The sequence below is a fragment of the Geodermatophilus amargosae genome (assembly GCF_900116515.1).
GTDB classification, from domain to species: domain Bacteria; phylum Actinomycetota; class Actinomycetes; order Mycobacteriales; family Geodermatophilaceae; genus Geodermatophilus; species Geodermatophilus amargosae.
This window is the reverse complement of record NZ_FPBA01000001.1, coordinates 365,929-384,149: the sequence shown is the minus strand read 5'-3', so window position 1 is coordinate 384,149 and position 18,221 is coordinate 365,929. Positions and strand designations below refer to the sequence as shown.

Here is an 18,221-nt window from a genome sequence, read left to right as displayed (position 1 = left end):
GAGCCAGTGTCCGTTCCGGCACCGCTGCGTCTCAACGGGTTATCCCGGCCCCGTCACCCAGGTCACCGCCGCCTCCACCGTCGTCACCACCTCGACCCCGGCGGGCAGCGGCGGCCGGCGGACGAGCACCACCGGCAGCCCCAGCCGCCGGGCGGCGACCAGCTTGGCCTCGGTCATCGCGCCGCCGGAGTCCTTGGTGACGACGACGTCGACGCCGTGCTCCCGCATCAGCGCGGCCTCCTCGTCCACGGTGAACGGGCCGCGGGCGAGCAGCAGCACCGCGCCCGCGGGCAGCGGCCCGTCGGGCGGGTCGACCGCGCGCACCAGCACCCGCCCCGGCAGCGCGGCGAACGCGGCCACGCCCTGCCGGCCGGTGGTGAGGAAGACCGTGCCGGCGTCGTGCACCGCCCGCGCCGCGTCGTCCAGCGAGTCGACGTACGTCCACCGGTCCCCCGGCCCCGGCGTCCAGCCCGGCCGCTGCAGCCGCAGCAGCGGGGTGCCGTGCCGGGCGGCGGCGGCCGCCGCGGAGGCGGTGATCCGGGCGGCGAAGGGGTGGGTCGCGTCCACGACGGCGCGCGGCCGGTGCGTGGCCAGCCAGTCGGCCAGCCCGCCGGCGCCGCCGAACCCGCCGACGCGCACGTCGCCCTCCGGCAGCACGGGGTCGGCCACCCGCCCGGCGAGGCTGGAGAGGACGTCGACGCCGGCGGCCACCAGCGCCGCGGCCAGCCGGCGGGCCTCCCCCGTGCCGCCGAGCACGAGCACCTGACCGCTCATGCCGCGCCGCCGGGGATCATGGGCCGGTGAGCAGGGACGGCGCCTCCGGGCTGCGGCACGGCTGGACCACCGGCGCGTGCGCGACGGCGGCCACCACCGCGGCCTACACCGCGCTGCTCACCGGCGACTTCCCCGACCCGGTGACCATCGACCTGCCGGGCGGCCGGCACCCCTCCTTCGCGCTGTCCCGCGAGGGCCTCGACGAGGGCGGCGCCTGGGCGGGCGTGGTCAAGGACGCCGGCGACGACCCCGACGTCACCCACGGCGCGCTGGTCAGCGTGCGGGTGACGCACGGGGAGCCGGGCGGCGGCGTGGTCTTCCGGGCCGGCGAGGGCGTGGGCACGGTGACCAAGCCCGGGCTGCCGCTGGCGGTGGGCGAGCCGGCGATCAACCCGATGCCGCGGCAGTTCATGCGCGAGCACGTCGCGGCGGTGGCGCAGCGGCACGGCGGCAGCGGCGACGTCGTCGTCGAGGTGTCCATCGAGGACGGCGCGGAGCTCGCCCGGAGGACCTGGAACCCGCGGCTGGGGATCCTCGGCGGGCTGTCGGTGCTCGGCACGACCGGAGTCGTCGTCCCGTACTCCTGCTCGTCGTGGATCGACTCGATCCGCCGCGGCATCGACGTCGCCCGGGCCGCCGGGCACGAGCACGTGGCGGGGTGCACCGGCTCGACCAGCGAGCGGACGGTGCAGGAGCTCCACGGCCTGCCCGAGGACGCGCTGCTCGACATGGGCGACTTCGCCGGCGCGGTGCTCAAGTACCTGCGCCGCCACCCGGTGCCGCGGCTGACCGTGGCCGGCGGGATCGGCAAGCTGGCCAAGCTCGCCGACGGCCACCTCGACCTGCACTCGGGCCGGTCGCAGGTCTCCTTCGACTCGCTGGCCGCCCGGGTGGCCGCCGCCGGCGGCTCCCCCCGACTGGTGGAGGGCGTGCGCGGCGCCAACACGGCGCTGGACGCGCTGCGGCAGTGCCAGGCGGCCGGGCTGCCGCTGGGCGACCTGGTGGCCGCCGGCGCCCGCGAGACGGCGCTCGGCGTGCTCCTCGGCGCCCCGGTGGCGGTCGACGTCGTGGTGATCGACCGCGCGGGGACGATCGTCGGCCGCGCCTAACCGCGGCATCTCGTCGTCGAGTACAGGTGGCTGTCGGGGAACTGCTCCGCGGTCAGCACCGGGCCCACGACCACCACCGCCGTCCGCCGCACCCCCGCGGCCTCGACCTGGCCGGCGATGTCGGCGAGCGTGCCGCGCAGCACCAGCTCGTCGTCGCGGCTGGCCCGGGCGACGACGGCGACCGGGCCGTCGGGGCCGTAGTGCTCGGCCAGCTGCGGGGCGAGCTCGGCGATCCGCTGGACGGCCAGGTGCAGCACGAGGGTGGCGCCGGTGGCGGCGTAGGCGGCCAGCTCCTCCCCCGGCGGCATCGGCGTCGAGCGGGCCGACGTGCGGGTGAGGACGACGGTCTGCCCCACCCCGGGCACGGTCAGCTCCCGCTTGAGCGACGCGGCCGCCGCCGCGAAGGCGGGGACCCCCGGGACGACGTCGTAGGGCACGCCGGCGGCGTCGAGCCGGCGCATCTGCTCGGCCATCGCGCTGTACACGCTGGGGTCGCCGGAGTGCAGCCGGGCGACGTCGAGGCCGGCCTCGTGCGCGGCGACCAGCTCGGCGGTGATCCGGTCGAGGTCGAGGTCGGCGGTGTCGACCAGCCGGGCACCGGGCGGGGCGGTGTCGAGCAGCTCGCGGGGCACCAGCGCGCCGGCGTAGAGGCAGACCGGGGCGCTCGCGATGACCCGCGCCGCCCGGAGCGTGACGAGGTCCGCCGCTCCGGGCCCCGCCCCGATGAAGAAGACCGTCACGACGACACCGTCGTCCCACCGGACGACACCGCGGCCAGGTGCCGTCCCCGGCCCGCGCGGAGCCCACCCCGGCGTGCGCGGCGGGAGCGTCCGGCCGCACACCGCGCCCACCGACGCCCGGAGGGCGTGGCGCTCACCACCGGGTCACCGACCAGATCGTCACGGGCATCGCGGGCTTCCAGCCGGTGAACGAGCCGACCGGCTCGGCGCGCGAGACCTCGATCCGCACCAGCTCGCCGCCGACCTCGGCGTGCCACTGGACGAGCACCGCCTCGCTCTCCACGGTGACGGCGTTGGCGACCAGGCGGCCGCCCACGGGGAGGGCGTCCCAGCAGGACTCGACCAGCAGTGGCGTGGTCAGCCCGCCGCCGATGAACACCGCGTCGGGAGCCCCGAGCCGGGACAGCACGTCCGGCGCGTGCCCGTGCACCACGCGCAGGTACGGGACGCCGAGCCGCGCGGCGTTGCGGGCGATCCGCTCGGCGCGCTCGGCGGAGGCCTCCACCGCGACGGCGCGGCAGGTGGGGTGCGCCCGCATCCACTCGATGCCGATCGACCCGGCGCCGGCGCCGACGTCCCACAGCAGCTGCCCGGGGACGGCGGCCAGCCGCGCCAGCGTCACGGCGCGGACCTCTGACTTCGTCAGCTGACCGTCGGACTCGTAGGCGCCGTCGGGCAGGCCGGGCGTGGTGGGCAGCGGCATGGTGCCGCGGTCGGCCCGGCACTCGACGGCGGTGACCACGAGCGCGGGCGCCGGCTGCGACCAGGTGGCGGCGGTGCCGGTGCGCACCTCCTCATCGGGGCCGCCCAGCCCGCCGAGCACGGTGACCAGGCTCTGCCCGTAGCCGCGCCCGGCCAGCAGCGCGGCCACCTGCGCCGGCGTCCCGCCGTCGGACCCGAGTACCAGCAGCCGCCGGCCGGGCTGCACGTGCGGGTGCAGCAGCTCGATCGGCCGGCCCACCAGGGTGACCACCTCGGTGTCCTCGACCGCCCAGCCGAGCCGCGCGCAGGCCAGCGACACCGACGACGGCGCCGGCAGCACCCGCACCCGGTCCGCGCCGAGCAGCCGGGTCAGCGTGGTGCCGATGCCCGACAGCATCGGGTCGCCGCTGGCCAGCACCACCAGCGCGCGCCCGGCGTGCTCCTCGACCAGCCCGGGCAGCGCCTCGGTCAGCGGCGAGGGCCAGGGCACCCGCGCGGCGGGCACGTCCTCCGGCACCAGGTCCAGCTGCCGGGCGCTGCCCAGCAGCACCTCGGCGCGCTCGACCTCCGCCCGCGAGGTGGGTGCCAGCCCCTCCCAGCCGTCGGCGCCGATCCCGACGACGACGATCGGCGCGGCCGGGGCCTCCTCCACGACCTCCTCCACCGTCTCGCTCATGCCGGCAGCTCCCCCTGGGGCCCGGCGGCCTCGGCGAGCAGCCGCTCGCGCAGGTCCTCGGGCAGCCGGTCCACGTAGACGACGCCGTCGAGGTGGTCGACCTCGTGCTGCAGGCAGCGCGCCGCCATGCCGGTCGCCTCGATGGAGACCGGCTTCCCCTTGACGTCGACGCCGTCGACCCGGGCGCGGAAGGCGCGCGCGAGGTCGGCGTAGGGGCCGGGCACCGACAGGCAGCCCTCCTCGGTGACCTCCTCGGCCGGCTCGCCGTCGACGGGCGGCAGGACCGTCAGCCGCGGGTTGACCACGTACCCGACGACGTCCTCGCCCTCGGCGTCGGGACAGTCGATGACGAACACCCGCGCGTCGATGCCGATCTGGTTGGCCGCCAGGCCCACGCCGTCGGCCTCGCGCATCGAGGCGAACATGTCGAGCACCAGCCGCCGCAGCCGCTCGTCGAACTCGGCCACCGGAGCGCAGGCGCGGTGCAGGACCTGGTCGCTGCCGTAGGTGACGATCGGCCGGGCGACGCCGTCGTAACGGCCGGGCAGACGCATGGCCGCGATCCTAGGAAGCGCGCTGGGGAGGATGGTCGCCGTGCCCCACCGCCGACGACGCAGCCGACGGGACGTGCCCACCGCCCTCGGCCTGGCGCTCGGCGCGGGTGCCGACCTGCTGCTCGCCGACCCGCGCCGCCGCCACCCCGTCGCCGGGTTCGGCACGGTCGCCGCGGCGCTGGAGCGGCGGGCCTGGCGGGACTCGCGCCCGGCCGGGGCCGGCCACGCGGCGGTCCTCGTGGCGGGCGCGGCGGGCCTGGGAGCGGCGGCGGACCGCGCCACCCTCGACCGTCCGGCCGCGCGCACCCTCGCCGTCGCGGCCGCCACCTGGGCGGTGCTCGGCGGCACCTCGCTGGGCCGCGCGGCCACCGCGATGGCCGGGGCCCTCGACGCGGGCGACCTGCCTGCCGCCCGCGCCCTGCTCCCCACCCTCGCCGGGCGGGACCCGTCCACGCTCGGCGCCGGTGAGCTGGCCCGGGCCACGGTGGAGTCGGTCGCGGAGAACACCTCCGACGCCGCGGTCGCGCCGCTGGTGTGGGGCGCGCTCGCCGGGCTGCCGGGCCTGCTCGGCTACCGCGCCGTCAACACCCTCGACGCGATGGTCGGCCACCGGTCCCCGCGGTACGCCCGGTTCGGCTGGGCGGCCGCCCGCACCGACGACGTCGCCAACTGGCTGCCCGCCCGGCTCACCGCGGCGCTGACCGTGGCGTGCGCGCCGCTGGCCGGGGGCTCGGCGCGCGACGCGCTGCGGGTGTGGCGCCGCGACGGCGCCGCCCACCCCAGCCCGAACGCCGGCCGCTGCGAGGCCGCGGCGGCCGGCGCCCTGGGGCTGCGGCTGGGTGGGCGCAACGTCTACGGCAGCAGGGTGGAGGAGCGGCCGGTGCTCGGCGACGGCCGGGCGCCGGACAGCAGCGACGTCGCCCGCGCGGTGCGGCTCTCGCGCGCGGTGTGCCTGGCCGCCGCGGCCCTCGCGGTGGTGAGCAGGCTCGCCCGGCGGGGCTGAGGACGGGTCAGCGGCCCGCGCGCGTGCAGGACGCCGCGGGGCGAGGGCAGCACGGGGAACCCGGACGGGTCGACCCGCGGGTGGCTGGCCGGCGGGTCGGCCGGGCCGCGGCCACCGCGGACGGCGACCACGAGGGTGGTCACCGCGAGCCCGGCCATGGCCAGCAAGAGGAGCAGGACGAGGACGGCAGCAGGAGTCATGGCAGAGACAGTGGCACCATCCAGCCTGGACGAAAGCGGTCCAATCCGGCATGGTGGCCTGCATGCCATCGGCGTCTGATCAGTCCACTGCCGCCGAGCTGGCCGGACTGGTGGGGCCACTCGGGAACCTGCCCGGCCCGCGCTACGCCGCGCTGGCCCGCCGGGTCCGCGAGCTGGCCGCCCTGGGCCAGCTCCCGCCGGGCACCCGGCTGCCGGCCGAGCGCGACCTCGCCGCGGCCCTCGCGGTCAGCCGGGTGACCGTCGCGTCGGCCTACCGGCTGCTGCGCGAGGAGGGGCACGCCAGCACCCGGCACGGCGCCGGAACCGTCGTCGAGGCGCCCGCCGCCGACCCGGTGTGGACCACCCCCAGCACCGACCCGGCGATCCTCGAGCTGGCGCACGCCGCCCCCGAGGCCGCGCCGCAACTGGTGCCGGCCTACCGCGAGGCGCTGGACCGGCTGCCCGTGGTGGCCGCCGGCCACGGTTACGCGCCCGGCGGGCTGCCGGAGCTGCGGTCGGCGATCGCCGACCGCTACACCGCCCGCGGCCTGCCCACCGATCCCGAGCAGGTGGTCGTCACCGCGGGCACCGGCGACGCCACCGCGCTGGTGATCGAGACGCTGCTGCAGCCCGGCGACCGCGTGCTGGTCGAGCACCCCACCTACCCGGGGGCGCTGGCCCTGGTCACCGCGGCCGGCGGCCGGTGCGTCCCCGTGGCCGTGGACGCCGGGGATCCCGACGCCGTGGTCGGAGCGGCCTCCATCGCGGTCCGGCAGAGCAGCCCGCGGATCGCCTTCCTCATGCCCGACTTCTCCAACCCCAGCGGCGCCCGCCTGTCCGCGGCCGGGCGGCGCCGCCTCGCCGCGACGCTGTGGCAGCAGGGCGTGCTGACCGTCGTCGACGAGGTCGCCGCGGAGCTGTACCTCGACGACGGGCCGCTGCCGCCCTACGCCGCCGGGCTGCCCGACGCCGCGACGGTGACCGTCGGCGGGCTGTCGAAGGCGGTGTGGGGCGGGCTGCGGGTCGGCTGGCTGCGGACCGACGCCGCACTGGCCGCCTCCCTGGGCGCCGCGCTGGGCCGGCGCCAGCTCTCCGTCGGGCTGCTCGACCAGCTCGCCGCCGCCGTCCTCGTGCGGGACCTCGACGCCGTGCTCGAGGGCCGGCGGGCGCTGCTGCGCGAGCGGCGCGACGTGCTGCTCGCCGAGCTCGCCGCGCGGCTGCCGGGGTGGACCGCGCCGCGCCCGCGCGGTGGCCTGTCGGTGTGGTGCGCCCTGCCCCCGGGGAGCAGCTCGGCCGCGCTGGTCGCGGCCGCCGCACCGCTCGGGCTGGTGCTCGCCGAGGGCCGCGCGTTCGGCACCGGGACGGCCTTCGACGACCACCTCCGGGTGCCGTTCACGCTCCCCGCCGCCGACCTGCGCACCGCCGTCGCCGGCCTCGCCGCCGTCGACGCCGCCCTGCGCAGCGGGCCCCCCGTGCGCTCCCTCGCGCGGCCGGTGACGGTGGTCTGACCGGTCACCGGCGGCTCCGTCCCGACGGCTCGCGCGCACCGGGGACGGGGACTAGCGTCGGCTCCATCCCGAGCGGCCGGGGGCTCCCGGCACATCCGCAGATGGTCGAACAGCCGGCTGCGCGGCGCTCCCCCCGGGCCCCGCCCGGAGCGCGTCCACCGGAGCTCGTCATGACGTCCACCCAGTCGCGCGTCGTCCCCCGCCCCTCCTCCGCGGAGCGGGCCGCGGCCCTCCCGCCCCGTCCCCCTGCCCCGGCCCCCCAGCCCCAGCGGCGCACCCGGGTGGCCGGCCGGTGGCGTTACGACCGCCCGAGCGGCGAGTGGTGGTGGTCGCCGGAGATGTCCACGCTGTACGGCCTGGCCACCGACGGCCGCGGCCCCTGCACCGAGGTCCTCGTCGCCGCCCAGCACCCCGACGACCGGCCGCGCACGCTCGACGCCCTCTCGGCCGCCGTCACCGGGGGGCAGGGGTTCTGCCTGGAGGTCCGGCTGCAGTCCGGTGACGGCGAGCTGCCCGTCGTCCTCCTCGGTGAGCCGCAGCTCGACGACGAGGGCCGGGTCACCGCGGTCGAGGGCCTGCTCGTCGAGGCCCCGCGGCCGGCCGACGACCGGGTCCGCGCCCTGGAGACCGAGGTCGCGCAGCTGCGCACGGCGATGGCCGGCCGGGCACCGATCGAGCAGGCCAAGGGCGTGCTCATGCTGCTGACCGGGTGCGGCGAGCAGGTGGCCTTCGACCTGCTGGCGCACATCTCCAGCCACACCCACCGCAAGCTGCGCGAGGTCGCCCTCGACCTGGTCGCCTCCGCGGCGGGTCAGCGGCCGCTGCCGGCCGAGGTGCGCGCGATCCTGCGCGACGCCTGCCCGCCCGGGCACGGGGGGCACTGACCGGGGAGCAGGGTCCGCGGGGGAGGATGCCCGGGGCCGGACCGGCGGGCAGACGCCGGCCCCGGCTCCTGGGAGGGGGCGGACGCGTGATCTACCTGCTCGCGCGGTTGCTGCTGCGGCCGCTGTTCCGCATCGTGTTCCGGCCGCGGGTCAAGGGGCGCCAGAACGTCCCGGACACCGGGGCCTTCATCATCGCCAGCAACCACCTGTCGTTCATCGACAGCATGGCCATCCCGCTGTCGGCCCCGCGCCGGGTCCGCTACCTGGCCAAGGACGAGTACTTCACCGGCCGCGGCGTCGGCGGGTGGGCCACCCGGAACCTGTTCACGGCCCTGGGCGCCATGCCGGTGCAGCGGGAGGCCTCCCGGGCCGCGCAGGAGGCGCTCGACACGGCCCTCGGCGTGCTGCGCGCCGGCGAGGGCTTCGGCATCTACCCCGAGGGCACCCGCTCCCGCGACGGCCGGCTGGCGCGGGGCAAGACCGGTGTCGCCTGGCTGGCGCTCACCGCCGGCTGCCCGGTCGTGCCGGTCGGCGTCACCGGCACCGACCGCATCCAGCCGGTCGGCGCCCGCTGGCCGCGGCCGCACCGCTTCTCGGTCACCTTCGGCGAGCCGCTGACGTTCCCCGAGCACGCCGGGAAGGCCCGCAACGGCCCGGCCCGCCGCGAGGTCACCGACCGGATCATGGAGGCGATCGCGGAGCTCTCGGGACAGGAGAAGGCCGGCTGGGGAACCCCGCGATCCGTGGCGTGAGCGGTGGCACGGCATGAGCGGCGGCACGGCGTGAGCGGCGGCACGGCATGAGCGGCGCGCTCCTCGTCGCCGGGACGACGTCGGACGCCGGGAAGTCGGTGGTCACGGCGGGCATCTGCCGGTGGCTGGCCCGCCAGGGCGTGCGGGTCGCGCCGTTCAAGGCGCAGAACATGAGCAACAACTCGGTGGTGACCGCCGACGGCGCCGAGATCGGCCGTGCGCAGGTCATGCAGGCCGCCGCGGCCCGGGTCGAGCCCGAGGCGGCGATGAACCCGGTGCTGCTCAAGCCCGGCGGCGAGGACGCCAGCCAGGTCGTGGTGCTCGGCCGGCCGGTCGCCGACGTCACCGCCCTGTCCTACCGGCCGATGAAGGCGGCGCTGCTGGAGCAGGCGCTGGCGTGCCTGGCCGACCTGCGCAGCCGCTTCGACGTCGTCGTCTGCGAGGGGGCCGGCTCCCCCACCGAGATCAACCTGCGCGCCGACGACATCGCCAACATGGGGCTGGCCACCGCCGCGGGGCTGCCGGTGGTCGTCGTCGGCGACATCGACCGCGGCGGGGTGTTCCCGGCGCTGTACGGCACCGTCGCGCTCATGCCGCCGGGCGACCAGCGGCTGGTGGCGGGGTTCCTGGTGAACAAGTTCCGCGGCGACGTGCGGCTGCTGCGGCCCGGCCTCGAGCAGCTCACCACGCTCACCGGGCGGCCGACGCTCGGCGTGCTGCCGTGGCTGCCCGGCGCCGCGCTGGACGTCGAGGACTCCCTCGGCATCCCCACCGGCGTCTCCTCGGCCGGCCCGCCGCACGGCGAGGAGGTGCTGCGGGTGGCCGTGGCGCGGCTGCCCCGGCTGTCGAACTCCACCGACGTCGACGCGCTGGCCGCCGAGCCCGGCGTCCTCGTCCGGTTCGTCACCCGCCCCGAGGAGGCGGCCGACGCCGACCTTCTGGTGCTGCCCGGCACCCGGTCGACGGTCGCCGATCTCGCCTGGCTGCGCTCGACCGGGCTGGCGGGGGCGGTGGCCCGCCGCGCCGCCGAGGGCCGCCCGGTGCTCGGGATCTGCGGCGGGCACCAGATGCTCGCGCGCACCATCACCGACGACGTCGAGTCGCGGGCGGGGACCGTCGAGGGGCTGAGGCTGCTGCCGGCCGACGTCCGGTTCGCGCGGGAGAAGACGCTGGGGCGCCCCACCGGCACGGCGCTGGGGCACCCGGTCCACGCCTACGAGATCCACCACGGCGTGGTCACCTACGCCGACGGTGCCGACCCCTTCCTCGACGGCGGCCGGGCCGGGTCGGTGTGGGGCACCACCTGGCACGGGGCGCTGGAGAACGACGGCTTCCGCCGGGCCTTCCTCGCCGAGGTCGCCCGCGCCACCGGCCGCCGGTTCACCCCGGCACCGGACACCTCCTTCGCGGGGATCCGCGAGCAGCGCCTCGACGCCCTCGGCGACCTGGTGGCCGAGCACGCCGACACCGACGCGCTCTGGCGGCTGCTCGAGGACGGCCCGCCCGCGGACCTGCCGCTGCTGCCGCCGGGGGACGCGCTCAGCCCGCGCTGAGTGCGGCCTGCAGGCGCTCGCGGACGTCGTCGGGCCAGGGCGTGGACGTCCCGCCCGCGGTGCCGACGTAGGTGTTGCGGACGACGCAGCAGACCCGCTCGCCCACGCGGACGGTGAACCGCACGGTCACGCTGGTGCGCCCGAGCCGCTCGGCCGCGGCGTCGACGGTGACCGTGTCGCCCCAGCGGGCCGACGACGACCACTCCAGCGTGCTGGCCTTGACCACCGGCTCGACCCGCGCCGACAGCTCGTCCCACGGCAGGCCGAGGGACGCCCACCAGAGGGTCGAGGCCTCGTCGGCCCAGACGAGGTAGTGCGCGTTGAAGACGACGCCCTGCTGGTCGCACTCGACGAAGCGGACCGGGGAGCTCCAGGGAACGGCCACGGGGAGCGACGCTAGCCGGGGCTACCGTGCTGCCCATGCACGACGACGGCGCCGACCCGGTCCTCGCCTCCTACCGCCCGCCCTCGCAGCTGGTGGTGGACAAGGAGATCGACCACCTCGACGTCCACTGCCGGGCGTTCATCGGGCTCTCACCGTTCCTCACGCTGTCCACCGCCGACGCCGACGGCTGGCCGGAGATCTCCCCGCGCGGCGGGGACCCGGGCTTCGTGAAGGTGCTGGACGAGCACCGGCTGGTGCTGCCCGACCGTCAGGGCAACAACCGGCTCGACAGCCTGCGCAAGGTGGCGGTCAACCCGCGGGTCGCGCTGCTGTTCTTCGTGCCCGGCGTCGAGGAGACCCTCAAGGTGTTCGGCACCGCCGAGCTGCTCGCCGCCGACGCGCTGGACGTCGACCTCACCGAGTTCGGCCGGGCGCCGCGCTCGGTGCTGGTCGTCACCGTGCAGCGGGCCTACCTGCAGTGCGCAAAGGCGGTCATGCGCTCGGGCCTGTGGGACCCGGCCAGCCGCATCGACCGCGGCGCCCTGCCGCCCTTCGGCACGATGATCCGCGACCACTGCCGGCTGGAGTCGCCGCTGCCCGACGACGCCACCCTCCGCGCGGAACTCGCCCTGGAGCTGTAGGCCTGTCGGTGCGTCCTGCCAGGCTGCGCGCATGGCGACCGACTTCCAGGTGACCGTGGACTGCACCGAGCCGCACGTGCTCGCCGACTGGTGGGCCGAGGCGCTCGGCTGGCAGGTCGAGCCGCAGGACGAGGCGTTCATCCGGCGCACGGTCGAGGCCGGGCACGCGACCGAGGAGCAGACGACGACGCACCGCGGGCACCTGGTCTGGGCCGGCGGGGCGGCGATCACCTCGCCGGACCCGGACCGGCCGCGGGTGCTCTTCCAGTCCGTGCCGGAGGCCAAGACGATCAAGAACCGCGTGCACCTGGACCTGCGGGTGGGCGACGAGCGGCGCGAGGCCGAGGTGGCGCGGCTGACCGGCATGGGCGCCACCGAGCTGTGGCGCGCCTCCCAGGGCCCGTTCTCGTGGGTGACGATGGCCGACCCCGAGGGCAACGAGTTCTGCGTGGCGTGACGGCCGCGGTGCGGCCGCCGGCGCTAGGCGCGCAGGTCGCGGGCGAGGCGGCGGGAGACGACGGTCCGCTCGGCGATCCGGCGCGTGCGGCTGCGGCGGGGTCTGCGCTCGGTCCCGAGATAGCGGGCGTCCTCGACCAGCTGGAACGCGGCGAGGACGCTGGCACGCGGCTCGCGCACCAGCGGGATCATGGCGACGACGGGCTGGGCCGAGGTCATGGGAGCCCCCTCTCCCGGAACGCGGTAGCTGCGCGCCCCGTGACGCAATGGTGCCCGGGTTCGCGAGAACGGAACCAGAACTGGCCCGAATTGGTACCGATGTGACGAACGGGACGGATGTGACGGCGTGTCGTCCGCCGAATCCGTACCGTGCGCACATGAGCCGCCCGCACCGCCTCGTCGACGCCGTCCTCTCGGTGCTGCGCGCCGCCACCGCGCCGGCCGCCCGCCGTCCCACCGCGCGCCGTCCCACCGCGCGGCGTCCCGCTCCCCCGGCCGGACGGTCGTCGTCCGGCACCGACGTCGGCATCGACGTCGACTACCGCCCGCGCGCGGACGGGCGGCCCGACCCGGGGGAGGTCGTCTGGGCCTGGGTGCCCTACGACGAGGGCGACGGGCGGGGCAAGGACCGCCCCGTGCTCGTCATCGGCCGCCGGGGCGAGGACCTGGTGGGCCTGATGCTGACCAGCAAGGACCACGACCGCGACGCCGCCGACGAGGCGCGCCACGGCCGCACGTGGATGGACGTCGGCACCGGCGGGTGGGACGACCGGGGCCGGCCGAGCGAGGTGCGGCTCGACCGGCTGCTCCCGCTCGACCCGGAGCGGGTGCGGCGGGAGGGCGCGGCACTGGACCGGGCGCTGTTCGACCGGGTGCTCGCCGCCGCCCGGCGCACGCAGGGCTGGTGAGGGCTCAGGCGGGCACGGCGGCGGCCGCGCTCATCCGGCGCTTGGCCAGCGCGATGGGCAGCTGACCGACGAGGGCCGGGAGGACCCAGGCGAGCGGGTTGCCGGTCTGCGCGACGAGCAGGCCGGTGGTCAGCGCGATGTAGGAGCCGCCCAGCAGGTGCGGCTGCAGCGACGGCCAGTGCGGCCAGCCGCGCTCGCGGGCGAGCGCTCCGGCGCCGGCGAGGGCCGCGCTCAGGACGCCGAAGACGACCAGCCAGCCCAGACCCGGCGCGGTGAGCGCCAGCGCGCAGCCGGTGGCGGCCACCGCCGCGACCGCGGCCAGGTAGGCGGCCGCCGCCGCGGTCCCCCGCCGCCCGCGCAGCCGGGCGACCAGCCACAGCGGGCCGAGCAGCAGGCCGGCCGTCCCGGCCGTGACGTGCAGGAGGAGCACCGTCTCGCGCATGCGTCCACCGTGGCCGGGCGGCGCCTGGCCGCGGCAGTGCCGGCCGTCACCGGCCGGCGGTGACGGCTGTCAGTCCGCGGGGCCCCCGTCGGCCGGGGTGGCCGCGGACGGGCCGCCCGCCCGCGGGCGCAGGTGGTAGACGCCCGCGGCGCCGGGCAGCGGCTGCAGGTCGTAGCGGGAGACGACCTTGGGGCCGCCGTGCAGGTGCACGTGCGTGACCGTGGGCAGCGGGGCGCCGTGCCGGGCGGCGCGGACCTCCACGCGTCCGTCGAGGGGGCCACCGACGAACAGCAGGACGGCGTCCTGCTCGTCGCTGTCGGCGTCCACGGGCGCAGTCTCCACGTCCGACAGCTCCGTCTCCTCCCTCGGCGCACGGCTCACCCGGACGAGGGTAGGCGTGCCGTGCCACCGGTCAGGACGGCCGGCGGCGCAGCCTGCGGGCGATCAGCGGGGCGGCCAGCAGCATGACGAACAGCCGCAGCACCTGGACGGCGAGCACGAACGTCGCGTCGGCGCCGGTGCCGGTGGCCGTGGCGAGGACGGCGTAGAGGCCGCCGGGCGTCGTCGCGAGGTAGGCGTCGAGCTCGCTGACCCCGGTGGCCGCCGACAGGACCAGCCCCAGTCCCGCGCAGGCGACGACCAGCCCGACGATGACGGCCAGCGCCGGCAGCAGGGCGCGGCCGACCGTGCGCAGGCTCGCCACGGTGAACCGCAGGCCCACCTGCAGGCCGATGAGCAGGAACGCGGCCGCCTCGACCGGGCCGGGCACGGTGGCGCCGCCGGACAGCCCCCCGAGGTCCACCGCGGCGGCCACCAGCAGCGGCCCGAGCAGCGCCGGCACCGGCAGCCGGACCAGGCGGGCCAGCAGCACGCCGACGACGGCGCAGCCGGCGGTGAACAGCAGGCCGGCCGGCCGGCCCGGGTCGGCCTCCGCCGGGAAGGCGGTCCCGGCGGCGGGGTCGGCGCCGTAGACCGTCGTCGCCACGACCGGCATGGCGACGACGATGAGCACCACCCGCAGGTACTGCAGGACGGCGACCATGCGGTCGTCGGCGCCCAGGTCGCGGGCCATCGCGGTGATGCCCGAGGCACCGCCGGCGATCATCGCGAACGCCCCGGTCACCGGGCTGATCCCGGGCTGGCGGCGCAGCAGCAGCCCGGCGCCGACGGTGAGCAGCAGCGTGGCCAGCGTGACCAGCACGACCGGCAGCCAGTCCTCGCCGAGCGCGGCCAGCGTCCCGGGGTCGACCAGGGCGCCGATCGAGACACCGACGACGGCCTGGGAGGCGGCCGCCGCGGGCCGGGGGACGCCGAGTGGCCGGCGCCCGGTCAGCCCCCGCACCAGGCCGGCGAGCAGCCCGCCGAACAGGGCGGCCGACGGGACGCCGGCCCGGTCCAGCAGCCAGCCGGCCAGCGCGGCGCCGACGAGGACGAGGGCGCCGTCGGCGAGGTCGCGCGCGGAGGGCCGGGCCACCCTCTACAGGCCGGCGATGCGGCGGAGCTCGGCGACGTGGGCGTCGAACGCCCGCCGCCCCTCCCTGGTCAGCGACAGGCTGGTCCGCTGGCGCGCGGCCACGGTGGCCTTGCTGACCTTCACGTACCCGGCCTCCTCGAGCTGCCTGACGTGCTTGGACAGCACCGAGTCGCTCACACCGACCCGGTCGCGGACCGTGGCGAACTCCATCGTGTCGACGGCGGCGAGCAGCCCGCAGATCTGCAGCCGGGGCGGCGGGTGGATGACGGCGTCGAAGACCGGCGCGACCGCGGTCACAGCGTGCTCCCGCTGCACAGCTCGGCCGCCCACCGCCGGCCGAACACCCGGCTGAACACGCCGGCGGCGATCCCCAGCACCGCACCGGCCACGACCATCGCCCAGTGCTGGTCGTACGCCTCCGACAGCGCGAGCGCCGGCACCAGGACGACCAGGACGACCGCGCCCCACAGCGCGGTGGACCGGGGCGGTGTGTGGACCCAGACCCCGGTGATCCGGCGGTAGGCCGACACCAGGGCGCCGATCCCGGCGCCGAACACGACGAGGGCGGCGGAGGTCACCCACAGCGAGTCGAAGGCGTAGGACGCCAGGAAGCCGAACAGCAGCAGCCCCAGGGCGACGTCGTACCACCACGGCTGCACGACCCGGTCGGCCAGCGCCTCCCGGTCGGCCTGCAGCGCGGCCAATTGGGCGGCCGCCTCTCCCGCCCCCGGGTGCCGGTCGCCGGCGGTCACGGCCGGTCCCGGAGCTCGGCGACGTAGAGGTGGGTCCACCAGCGGCTGAGGAGGGCCACGCCCACGCCGATCACGATCCCGGCGACCACCATGGCCCCGCGCACCTCGAGGAGGTACTCGGCGACCGCGCCGGCGGCGAGGACGACGGCGTACAGCACCAGCCAGACCCGGACGGCCCGCTGCGTCGCCCCCGGCCGCAGCCCGCTCACCCACAGGCCGGTCATCCGCCGGTAGACCGACACCAGCCCGAGGCAGCCGAGCCCCAGGCCGGCGGCGGCCAGCAGGATCCAGCGGGGGTCGTGCGTCGCGTAGCTGCTGACGAAGCCCGCCGCGAGCAGGCCGAGCAGGGCGTCGTACCACCAGGGCTGGACGACGCGCTCGGCGAGCGCGCTGCGCTGGTCCCGCAGGACGGCGAGCTGCTCGGCCGCGGCCCGGGCCGTGGTCCCGTTACTTTCCATGCCGGAAAGTGTGGCCCGTCTCTTTCCGATCCGTCAAGTCACCGCCCCGGACTGACGGTCGCGGCCTCCGCGTGGTTGCATGGGCGCCGCCACAGCGACGGCAGTGGAGGAAGCCCGGTGCGACTCCGGCGCGGTCCCGCCACTGTGACCCGGCCCGCCGGGGAGTCAGGAACTCCCGCCGTCGCCTCCTGCCACCTCCGGGCGTGGACACCCGGGGAGAGGACACCTGCCGCATGACCTACCCCTTCGGCGCCGTCGTCGGGATGGACGACATGCGGCTGGCCCTGCTGCTCAACGCAGTCTCCCCCGCCATCGGCGGCGTGCTGGTGCGCGGTGAGAAGGGCACGGCCAAGTCGACGGCGGTGCGCGCGCTGGCCGCCGTGCTGCCACCGGTCGCCGTCGTCCCCGGGTGCCGGTTCGCCTGCGACCCGGCCGCGCCCGACCCGGCCTGCCCCGACGGGCCGCACGAGCCCGCCGCGCCCGCGCAGACCCGGTCCGCCCGGCTCGTGGAGCTGCCGGTGGGCGCCTCGGAGGACCGCGTCGTCGGCTCGCTGGACCTCGAGCGGGCGCTCACCGAAGGCGTGAAGGCCTTCGAGCCGGGCCTGCTGGCCGCCGCGCACCGGGGCGTCCTCTACGTCGACGAGGTCAACCTGCTGCACGACCACCTCGTCGACCTGCTGCTGGACGCCGCCGCGCTGGGCACCGCCTACGTCGAGCGCGAGGGCGTCTCGGTGCGGCACGCGGCGCGGTTCCTGCTGGTCGGGACGATGAACCCCGAGGAAGGGGAGCTGCGCCCGCAGCTGCTCGACCGGTTCGGGCTCACCGTGGAGGTCGCCGCGCCGCGCGACCCGGCCGTGCGCGCCGAGGTGGTGCGCCGGCGGTTCGCCCACGACGCCGACCCGGCCGGGTTCGGCACCGCGTGGGCGCCCGAGGAGGCGGCGCTGGCCGCGCGGATCGCCGACGCGCGCACCCGGCTGCCGCACGTCGTCCTCTCCGACGACGCGCTGCGCCAGGTCACCGCGGTCTGCGCCGCCTTCGACGTCGACGGCCTGCGCGCCGACCTGGTCACCGCCCGCACCGCCATGGCGCACGCCGCCTGGTGCGGCCGCGAGGAGGTCACCGAGGACGACGTCCGGGTGGCCGCCCGCCTGGCGCTCCCCCACCGCCGCCGGCGCAACCCGTTCGACGCGCCGGGCCTCGACGACGACACCCTCGACCAGGCGCTCGAGGACTCCCGTCCCGAGGACGGGCCCGACGACGACCCGGCCCCGCCCGACGGCCCCGGCGACGGCGGCACCCCGCCGGCTCCCCGGGGCGACGACGGCATAGGAAGCGATACGCACGGATCCGACCACGAGACAGGGGAAGAGGATCCAATGCCTGGCGACGGCGAGACCCCGGGCGCCCCGGCGCGGGAGAAGGCCGCCGTCGCGCCGTCGGACCCGTTCCGCGCCCGCCGGCTCGAGGTGCCCGGCATCGGCACCGGCGTGGCCGGCCGGCGGTCGAAGGCGCGCGCCGAGCGCGGTCGCGTGGTCGGCTCGGTCCGCCCGTCCGGGCCGGTGACCCGGCTGCACCTGGTCGACACCGTGCTGGCCGCGGCGCCGCACCAGGTGGCCCGCGGGCGCAGCGGCCCGGGCCTGCGGATCGCCCGCGAGGACCTGCGCCAGGCCACGCTCGAGGGCCGCGAGGGCAACCTCGTGCTCTTCGTCGTCGACGCCAGCGGCTCGATGGGCTCGCGGGCGCGGATGAGCGCGGTCAAGGGCGCGGTGCTGTCGCTGCTGCTCGACGCCTACCAGCGCCGCGACAAGGTCGGCCTGGTCACCTTCCGCGGCGGCGACGCCGAGCTGGCGCTGCCGCCCACCTGGTCGGTCGAGGCCGCCGCGGCCCGGCTGCGCGAGCTGCCCACCGGTGGCCGCACCCCGCTGGCCGCCGGCCTGCTGCGCGCCGCCGAGGTGCTCCGCGTCGAGCACGTCCGCGACCCCCGGCGGCGGCCGCTGCTCGTCGTCGTCACCGACGGGCGGGCCACCGGCGCGCGCGGCTCCGACGCCCTCGGTGCGGCGCACGCGGCGGCGCAGCGGCTGGCCGCGGCCGGTACCGCCGCCGTGGTCGTCGACTGCGAGTCCGGGCCCGTGCGCCTGGGCCTGGCCGGCGTCCTCGGCACGCACCTCGGCGCTCACACCCTCCGGCTGGAGGAACTGGCCGCCGAGTCGCTGGCCGCCACCGTCCGCAGCGTCCGAGAGGCGGCCTGAG

Annotated in this window: 22 protein-coding genes and 1 riboswitch; of the genes, 10 read left to right on the top strand and 12 right to left on the bottom strand. The window is 77.5% G+C overall.

Annotated features, from left to right (window positions below):
- Positions 1–39: 39 nt before the first annotated feature.
- The gene (locus tag BM414_RS01835) at positions 40–774 is read right to left on the bottom strand and encodes a cobalt-precorrin-6A reductase (protein WP_175551373.1); all 735 of its coding nucleotides are present in this window, start codon (positions 772–774) and stop codon (positions 40–42) included.
- 26 nt (positions 775–800) lie between these two features.
- Between BM414_RS01835 and BM414_RS01830 the strand changes: the two genes are divergently transcribed.
- A complete protein-coding gene (locus BM414_RS01830) occupies positions 801–1,883 on the top strand; it encodes a cobalt-precorrin-5B (C(1))-methyltransferase (RefSeq protein WP_093577714.1) in 1,083 nt (360 codons plus the stop codon).
- On the opposite strand, the gene cobM is transcribed toward BM414_RS01830, so the two are convergent.
- The 3 genes from cobM to def all read right to left on the bottom strand — a co-directional run bounded on the left by cobM (position 1,880) and on the right by def (position 4,555).
- Complete coding sequence (cobM, locus tag BM414_RS01825) at positions 1,880–2,623, bottom strand: precorrin-4 C(11)-methyltransferase (RefSeq protein ID WP_093577713.1); 744 nt, start codon at positions 2,621–2,623, stop codon at positions 1,880–1,882. The genes BM414_RS01830 and cobM overlap by 4 nt on opposite strands.
- Before the next feature lie 133 nt (positions 2,624–2,756).
- On the bottom strand, positions 2,757–4,001 hold the full coding sequence (gene cbiE / locus BM414_RS01820; RefSeq protein WP_093577712.1) for a precorrin-6y C5,15-methyltransferase (decarboxylating) subunit CbiE: 1,245 nt from the start codon (positions 3,999–4,001) through the stop codon (positions 2,757–2,759).
- A complete protein-coding gene (gene def, locus BM414_RS01815; RefSeq protein ID WP_093577711.1) occupies positions 3,998–4,555 on the bottom strand; it encodes a peptide deformylase in 558 nt (185 codons plus the stop codon). The genes cbiE and def overlap by 4 nt, the downstream gene beginning before the upstream one ends.
- A 73-nt stretch (positions 4,556–4,628) precedes the next feature.
- Between def and BM414_RS01810 the strand changes: the two genes are divergently transcribed.
- The 5 genes from BM414_RS01810 (at position 4,629) to BM414_RS01790 (ending at position 10,455) form a co-directional block, all read left to right on the top strand.
- Positions 4,629–5,558, top strand: a complete 930-nt coding sequence (locus BM414_RS01810) for a cobalamin biosynthesis protein (RefSeq protein WP_245784392.1) — start codon at positions 4,629–4,631, stop codon at positions 5,556–5,558.
- 262 nt (positions 5,559–5,820) lie between these two features.
- Positions 5,821–7,266, top strand: coding sequence for an aminotransferase-like domain-containing protein (locus BM414_RS01805; RefSeq protein ID WP_093577886.1), 1,446 nt, complete (start codon positions 5,821–5,823; stop codon positions 7,264–7,266).
- Positions 7,267–7,436: 170 nt separating this feature from the next.
- Complete coding sequence (locus BM414_RS01800) at positions 7,437–8,150, top strand: ANTAR domain-containing response regulator (protein ID WP_139245687.1); 714 nt, start codon at positions 7,437–7,439, stop codon at positions 8,148–8,150.
- An 86-nt stretch (positions 8,151–8,236) separates the two neighbouring features.
- The gene (locus tag BM414_RS01795) at positions 8,237–8,902 is read left to right on the top strand and encodes a lysophospholipid acyltransferase family protein (RefSeq protein ID WP_093577708.1); all 666 of its coding nucleotides are present in this window, start codon (positions 8,237–8,239) and stop codon (positions 8,900–8,902) included.
- 47 nt (positions 8,903–8,949) lie between these two features.
- Positions 8,950–10,455, top strand: coding sequence for a cobyric acid synthase (locus tag BM414_RS01790; RefSeq protein WP_093577707.1), 1,506 nt, complete (start codon positions 8,950–8,952; stop codon positions 10,453–10,455).
- Here BM414_RS01790 and BM414_RS01785 read toward each other — a convergent pair.
- Positions 10,442–10,840 carry an acyl-CoA thioesterase gene (locus BM414_RS01785; protein WP_093577706.1) on the bottom strand — a complete coding sequence of 133 codons (399 nt, stop codon included), beginning with the start codon at positions 10,838–10,840 and terminating at the stop codon, positions 10,442–10,444. The two genes, BM414_RS01790 and BM414_RS01785, sit on opposite strands and share 14 nt — an antisense overlap.
- Positions 10,841–10,875: 35 nt before the next feature.
- Between BM414_RS01785 and BM414_RS01780 the strand changes: the two genes are divergently transcribed.
- Together BM414_RS01780 and BM414_RS01775 are read left to right on the top strand one after the other, a co-directional pair.
- Positions 10,876–11,481, top strand: coding sequence for an MSMEG_1061 family FMN-dependent PPOX-type flavoprotein (locus BM414_RS01780; RefSeq protein ID WP_093577885.1), 606 nt, complete (start codon positions 10,876–10,878; stop codon positions 11,479–11,481).
- A gap of 31 nt (positions 11,482–11,512) precedes the next feature.
- Positions 11,513–11,938, top strand: coding sequence for a VOC family protein (locus tag BM414_RS01775; protein ID WP_093577705.1), 426 nt, complete (start codon positions 11,513–11,515; stop codon positions 11,936–11,938).
- Positions 11,939–11,961: 23 nt separating this feature from the next.
- Here the strand turns inward: BM414_RS01775 and BM414_RS01770 are convergent, their stop codons facing one another.
- A complete protein-coding gene (locus BM414_RS01770) occupies positions 11,962–12,156 on the bottom strand; it encodes a hypothetical protein (protein WP_093577704.1) in 195 nt (64 codons plus the stop codon).
- Positions 12,157–12,314: 158 nt separating this feature from the next.
- Between BM414_RS01770 and BM414_RS01765 the strand changes: the two genes are divergently transcribed.
- On the top strand, positions 12,315–12,845 hold the full coding sequence (locus BM414_RS01765) for a type II toxin-antitoxin system PemK/MazF family toxin (RefSeq protein WP_093577703.1): 531 nt from the start codon (positions 12,315–12,317) through the stop codon (positions 12,843–12,845).
- A gap of 4 nt (positions 12,846–12,849) precedes the next feature.
- Here BM414_RS01765 and BM414_RS01760 read toward each other — a convergent pair whose 3' ends face one another.
- The 6 genes from BM414_RS01760 to BM414_RS01735 all read right to left on the bottom strand — a co-directional run bounded on the left by BM414_RS01760 (position 12,850) and on the right by BM414_RS01735 (position 15,971).
- Positions 12,850–13,287 (bottom strand): hypothetical protein, encoded by a 438-nt coding sequence (locus BM414_RS01760; protein WP_093577702.1) that lies wholly within the window; start codon positions 13,285–13,287, stop codon positions 12,850–12,852.
- Positions 13,288–13,356: 69 nt separating this feature from the next.
- Entirely contained in the window at positions 13,357–13,614 is a 258-nt protein-coding gene (locus tag BM414_RS01755; RefSeq protein ID WP_093577701.1) for a hypothetical protein, read from the bottom strand.
- A gap of 85 nt (positions 13,615–13,699) precedes the next feature.
- Positions 13,700–14,761, bottom strand: coding sequence for an AbrB family transcriptional regulator (locus BM414_RS01750; RefSeq protein ID WP_093577700.1), 1,062 nt, complete (start codon positions 14,759–14,761; stop codon positions 13,700–13,702).
- A 3-nt stretch (positions 14,762–14,764) separates the two neighbouring features.
- Positions 14,765–15,058, bottom strand: a complete 294-nt coding sequence (locus BM414_RS01745; protein ID WP_093577699.1) for a transcriptional regulator — start codon at positions 15,056–15,058, stop codon at positions 14,765–14,767.
- On the bottom strand, positions 15,055–15,513 hold the full coding sequence (locus BM414_RS01740) for a hypothetical protein (RefSeq protein WP_093577698.1): 459 nt from the start codon (positions 15,511–15,513) through the stop codon (positions 15,055–15,057). Before BM414_RS01740 ends, BM414_RS01745 begins: the two co-directional genes overlap by 4 nt.
- The gene (locus tag BM414_RS01735; RefSeq protein ID WP_093577697.1) at positions 15,510–15,971 is read right to left on the bottom strand and encodes a hypothetical protein; all 462 of its coding nucleotides are present in this window, start codon (positions 15,969–15,971) and stop codon (positions 15,510–15,512) included. Before BM414_RS01735 ends, BM414_RS01740 begins: the two co-directional genes overlap by 4 nt.
- 106 nt (positions 15,972–16,077) lie before the next feature.
- Positions 16,078–16,146, top strand: a riboswitch (cobalamin riboswitch).
- A gap of 58 nt (positions 16,147–16,204) precedes the next feature.
- Between BM414_RS01735 and BM414_RS01730 the strand changes: the two genes are divergently transcribed.
- A complete protein-coding gene (locus BM414_RS01730) occupies positions 16,205–18,220 on the top strand; it encodes a putative cobaltochelatase (RefSeq protein ID WP_093577696.1) in 2,016 nt (671 codons plus the stop codon).
- Position 18,221: the final 1 nt, after the last annotated feature.

Excerpts from the sequence above, each read along its gene's own strand:
- BM414_RS01835 (WP_175551373.1), bottom strand. The coding sequence starts at position 774 with ATGAGCGGTCAGGTGCTCGTGCTCGGCGGCACGGGGGAGGCCCGCCGG.
- cbiE (WP_093577712.1), bottom strand. The coding sequence starts at position 4,001 with ATGAGCGAGACGGTGGAGGAGGTCGTGGAGGAGGCCCCGGCCGCGCCG.
- def (WP_093577711.1), bottom strand. The coding sequence starts at position 4,555 with ATGCGTCTGCCCGGCCGTTACGACGGCGTCGCCCGGCCGATCGTCACC.
- BM414_RS01805 (WP_093577886.1), top strand. The coding sequence starts at position 5,821 with ATGCCATCGGCGTCTGATCAGTCCACTGCCGCCGAGCTGGCCGGACTG.
- BM414_RS01800 (WP_139245687.1), top strand. The coding sequence starts at position 7,437 with ATGACGTCCACCCAGTCGCGCGTCGTCCCCCGCCCCTCCTCCGCGGAG.
- BM414_RS01790 (WP_093577707.1), top strand. The coding sequence starts at position 8,950 with ATGAGCGGCGCGCTCCTCGTCGCCGGGACGACGTCGGACGCCGGGAAG.
- BM414_RS01780 (WP_093577885.1), top strand. The coding sequence starts at position 10,876 with ATGCACGACGACGGCGCCGACCCGGTCCTCGCCTCCTACCGCCCGCCC.
- BM414_RS01775 (WP_093577705.1), top strand. The coding sequence starts at position 11,513 with ATGGCGACCGACTTCCAGGTGACCGTGGACTGCACCGAGCCGCACGTG.
- BM414_RS01770 (WP_093577704.1), bottom strand. The coding sequence starts at position 12,156 with ATGACCTCGGCCCAGCCCGTCGTCGCCATGATCCCGCTGGTGCGCGAG.
- BM414_RS01765 (WP_093577703.1), top strand. The coding sequence starts at position 12,315 with ATGAGCCGCCCGCACCGCCTCGTCGACGCCGTCCTCTCGGTGCTGCGC.
- BM414_RS01760 (WP_093577702.1), bottom strand. The coding sequence starts at position 13,287 with ATGCGCGAGACGGTGCTCCTCCTGCACGTCACGGCCGGGACGGCCGGC.
- BM414_RS01735 (WP_093577697.1), bottom strand. The coding sequence starts at position 15,971 with ATGGAAAGTAACGGGACCACGGCCCGGGCCGCGGCCGAGCAGCTCGCC.
- BM414_RS01730 (WP_093577696.1), top strand. The coding sequence starts at position 16,205 with ATGACCTACCCCTTCGGCGCCGTCGTCGGGATGGACGACATGCGGCTG.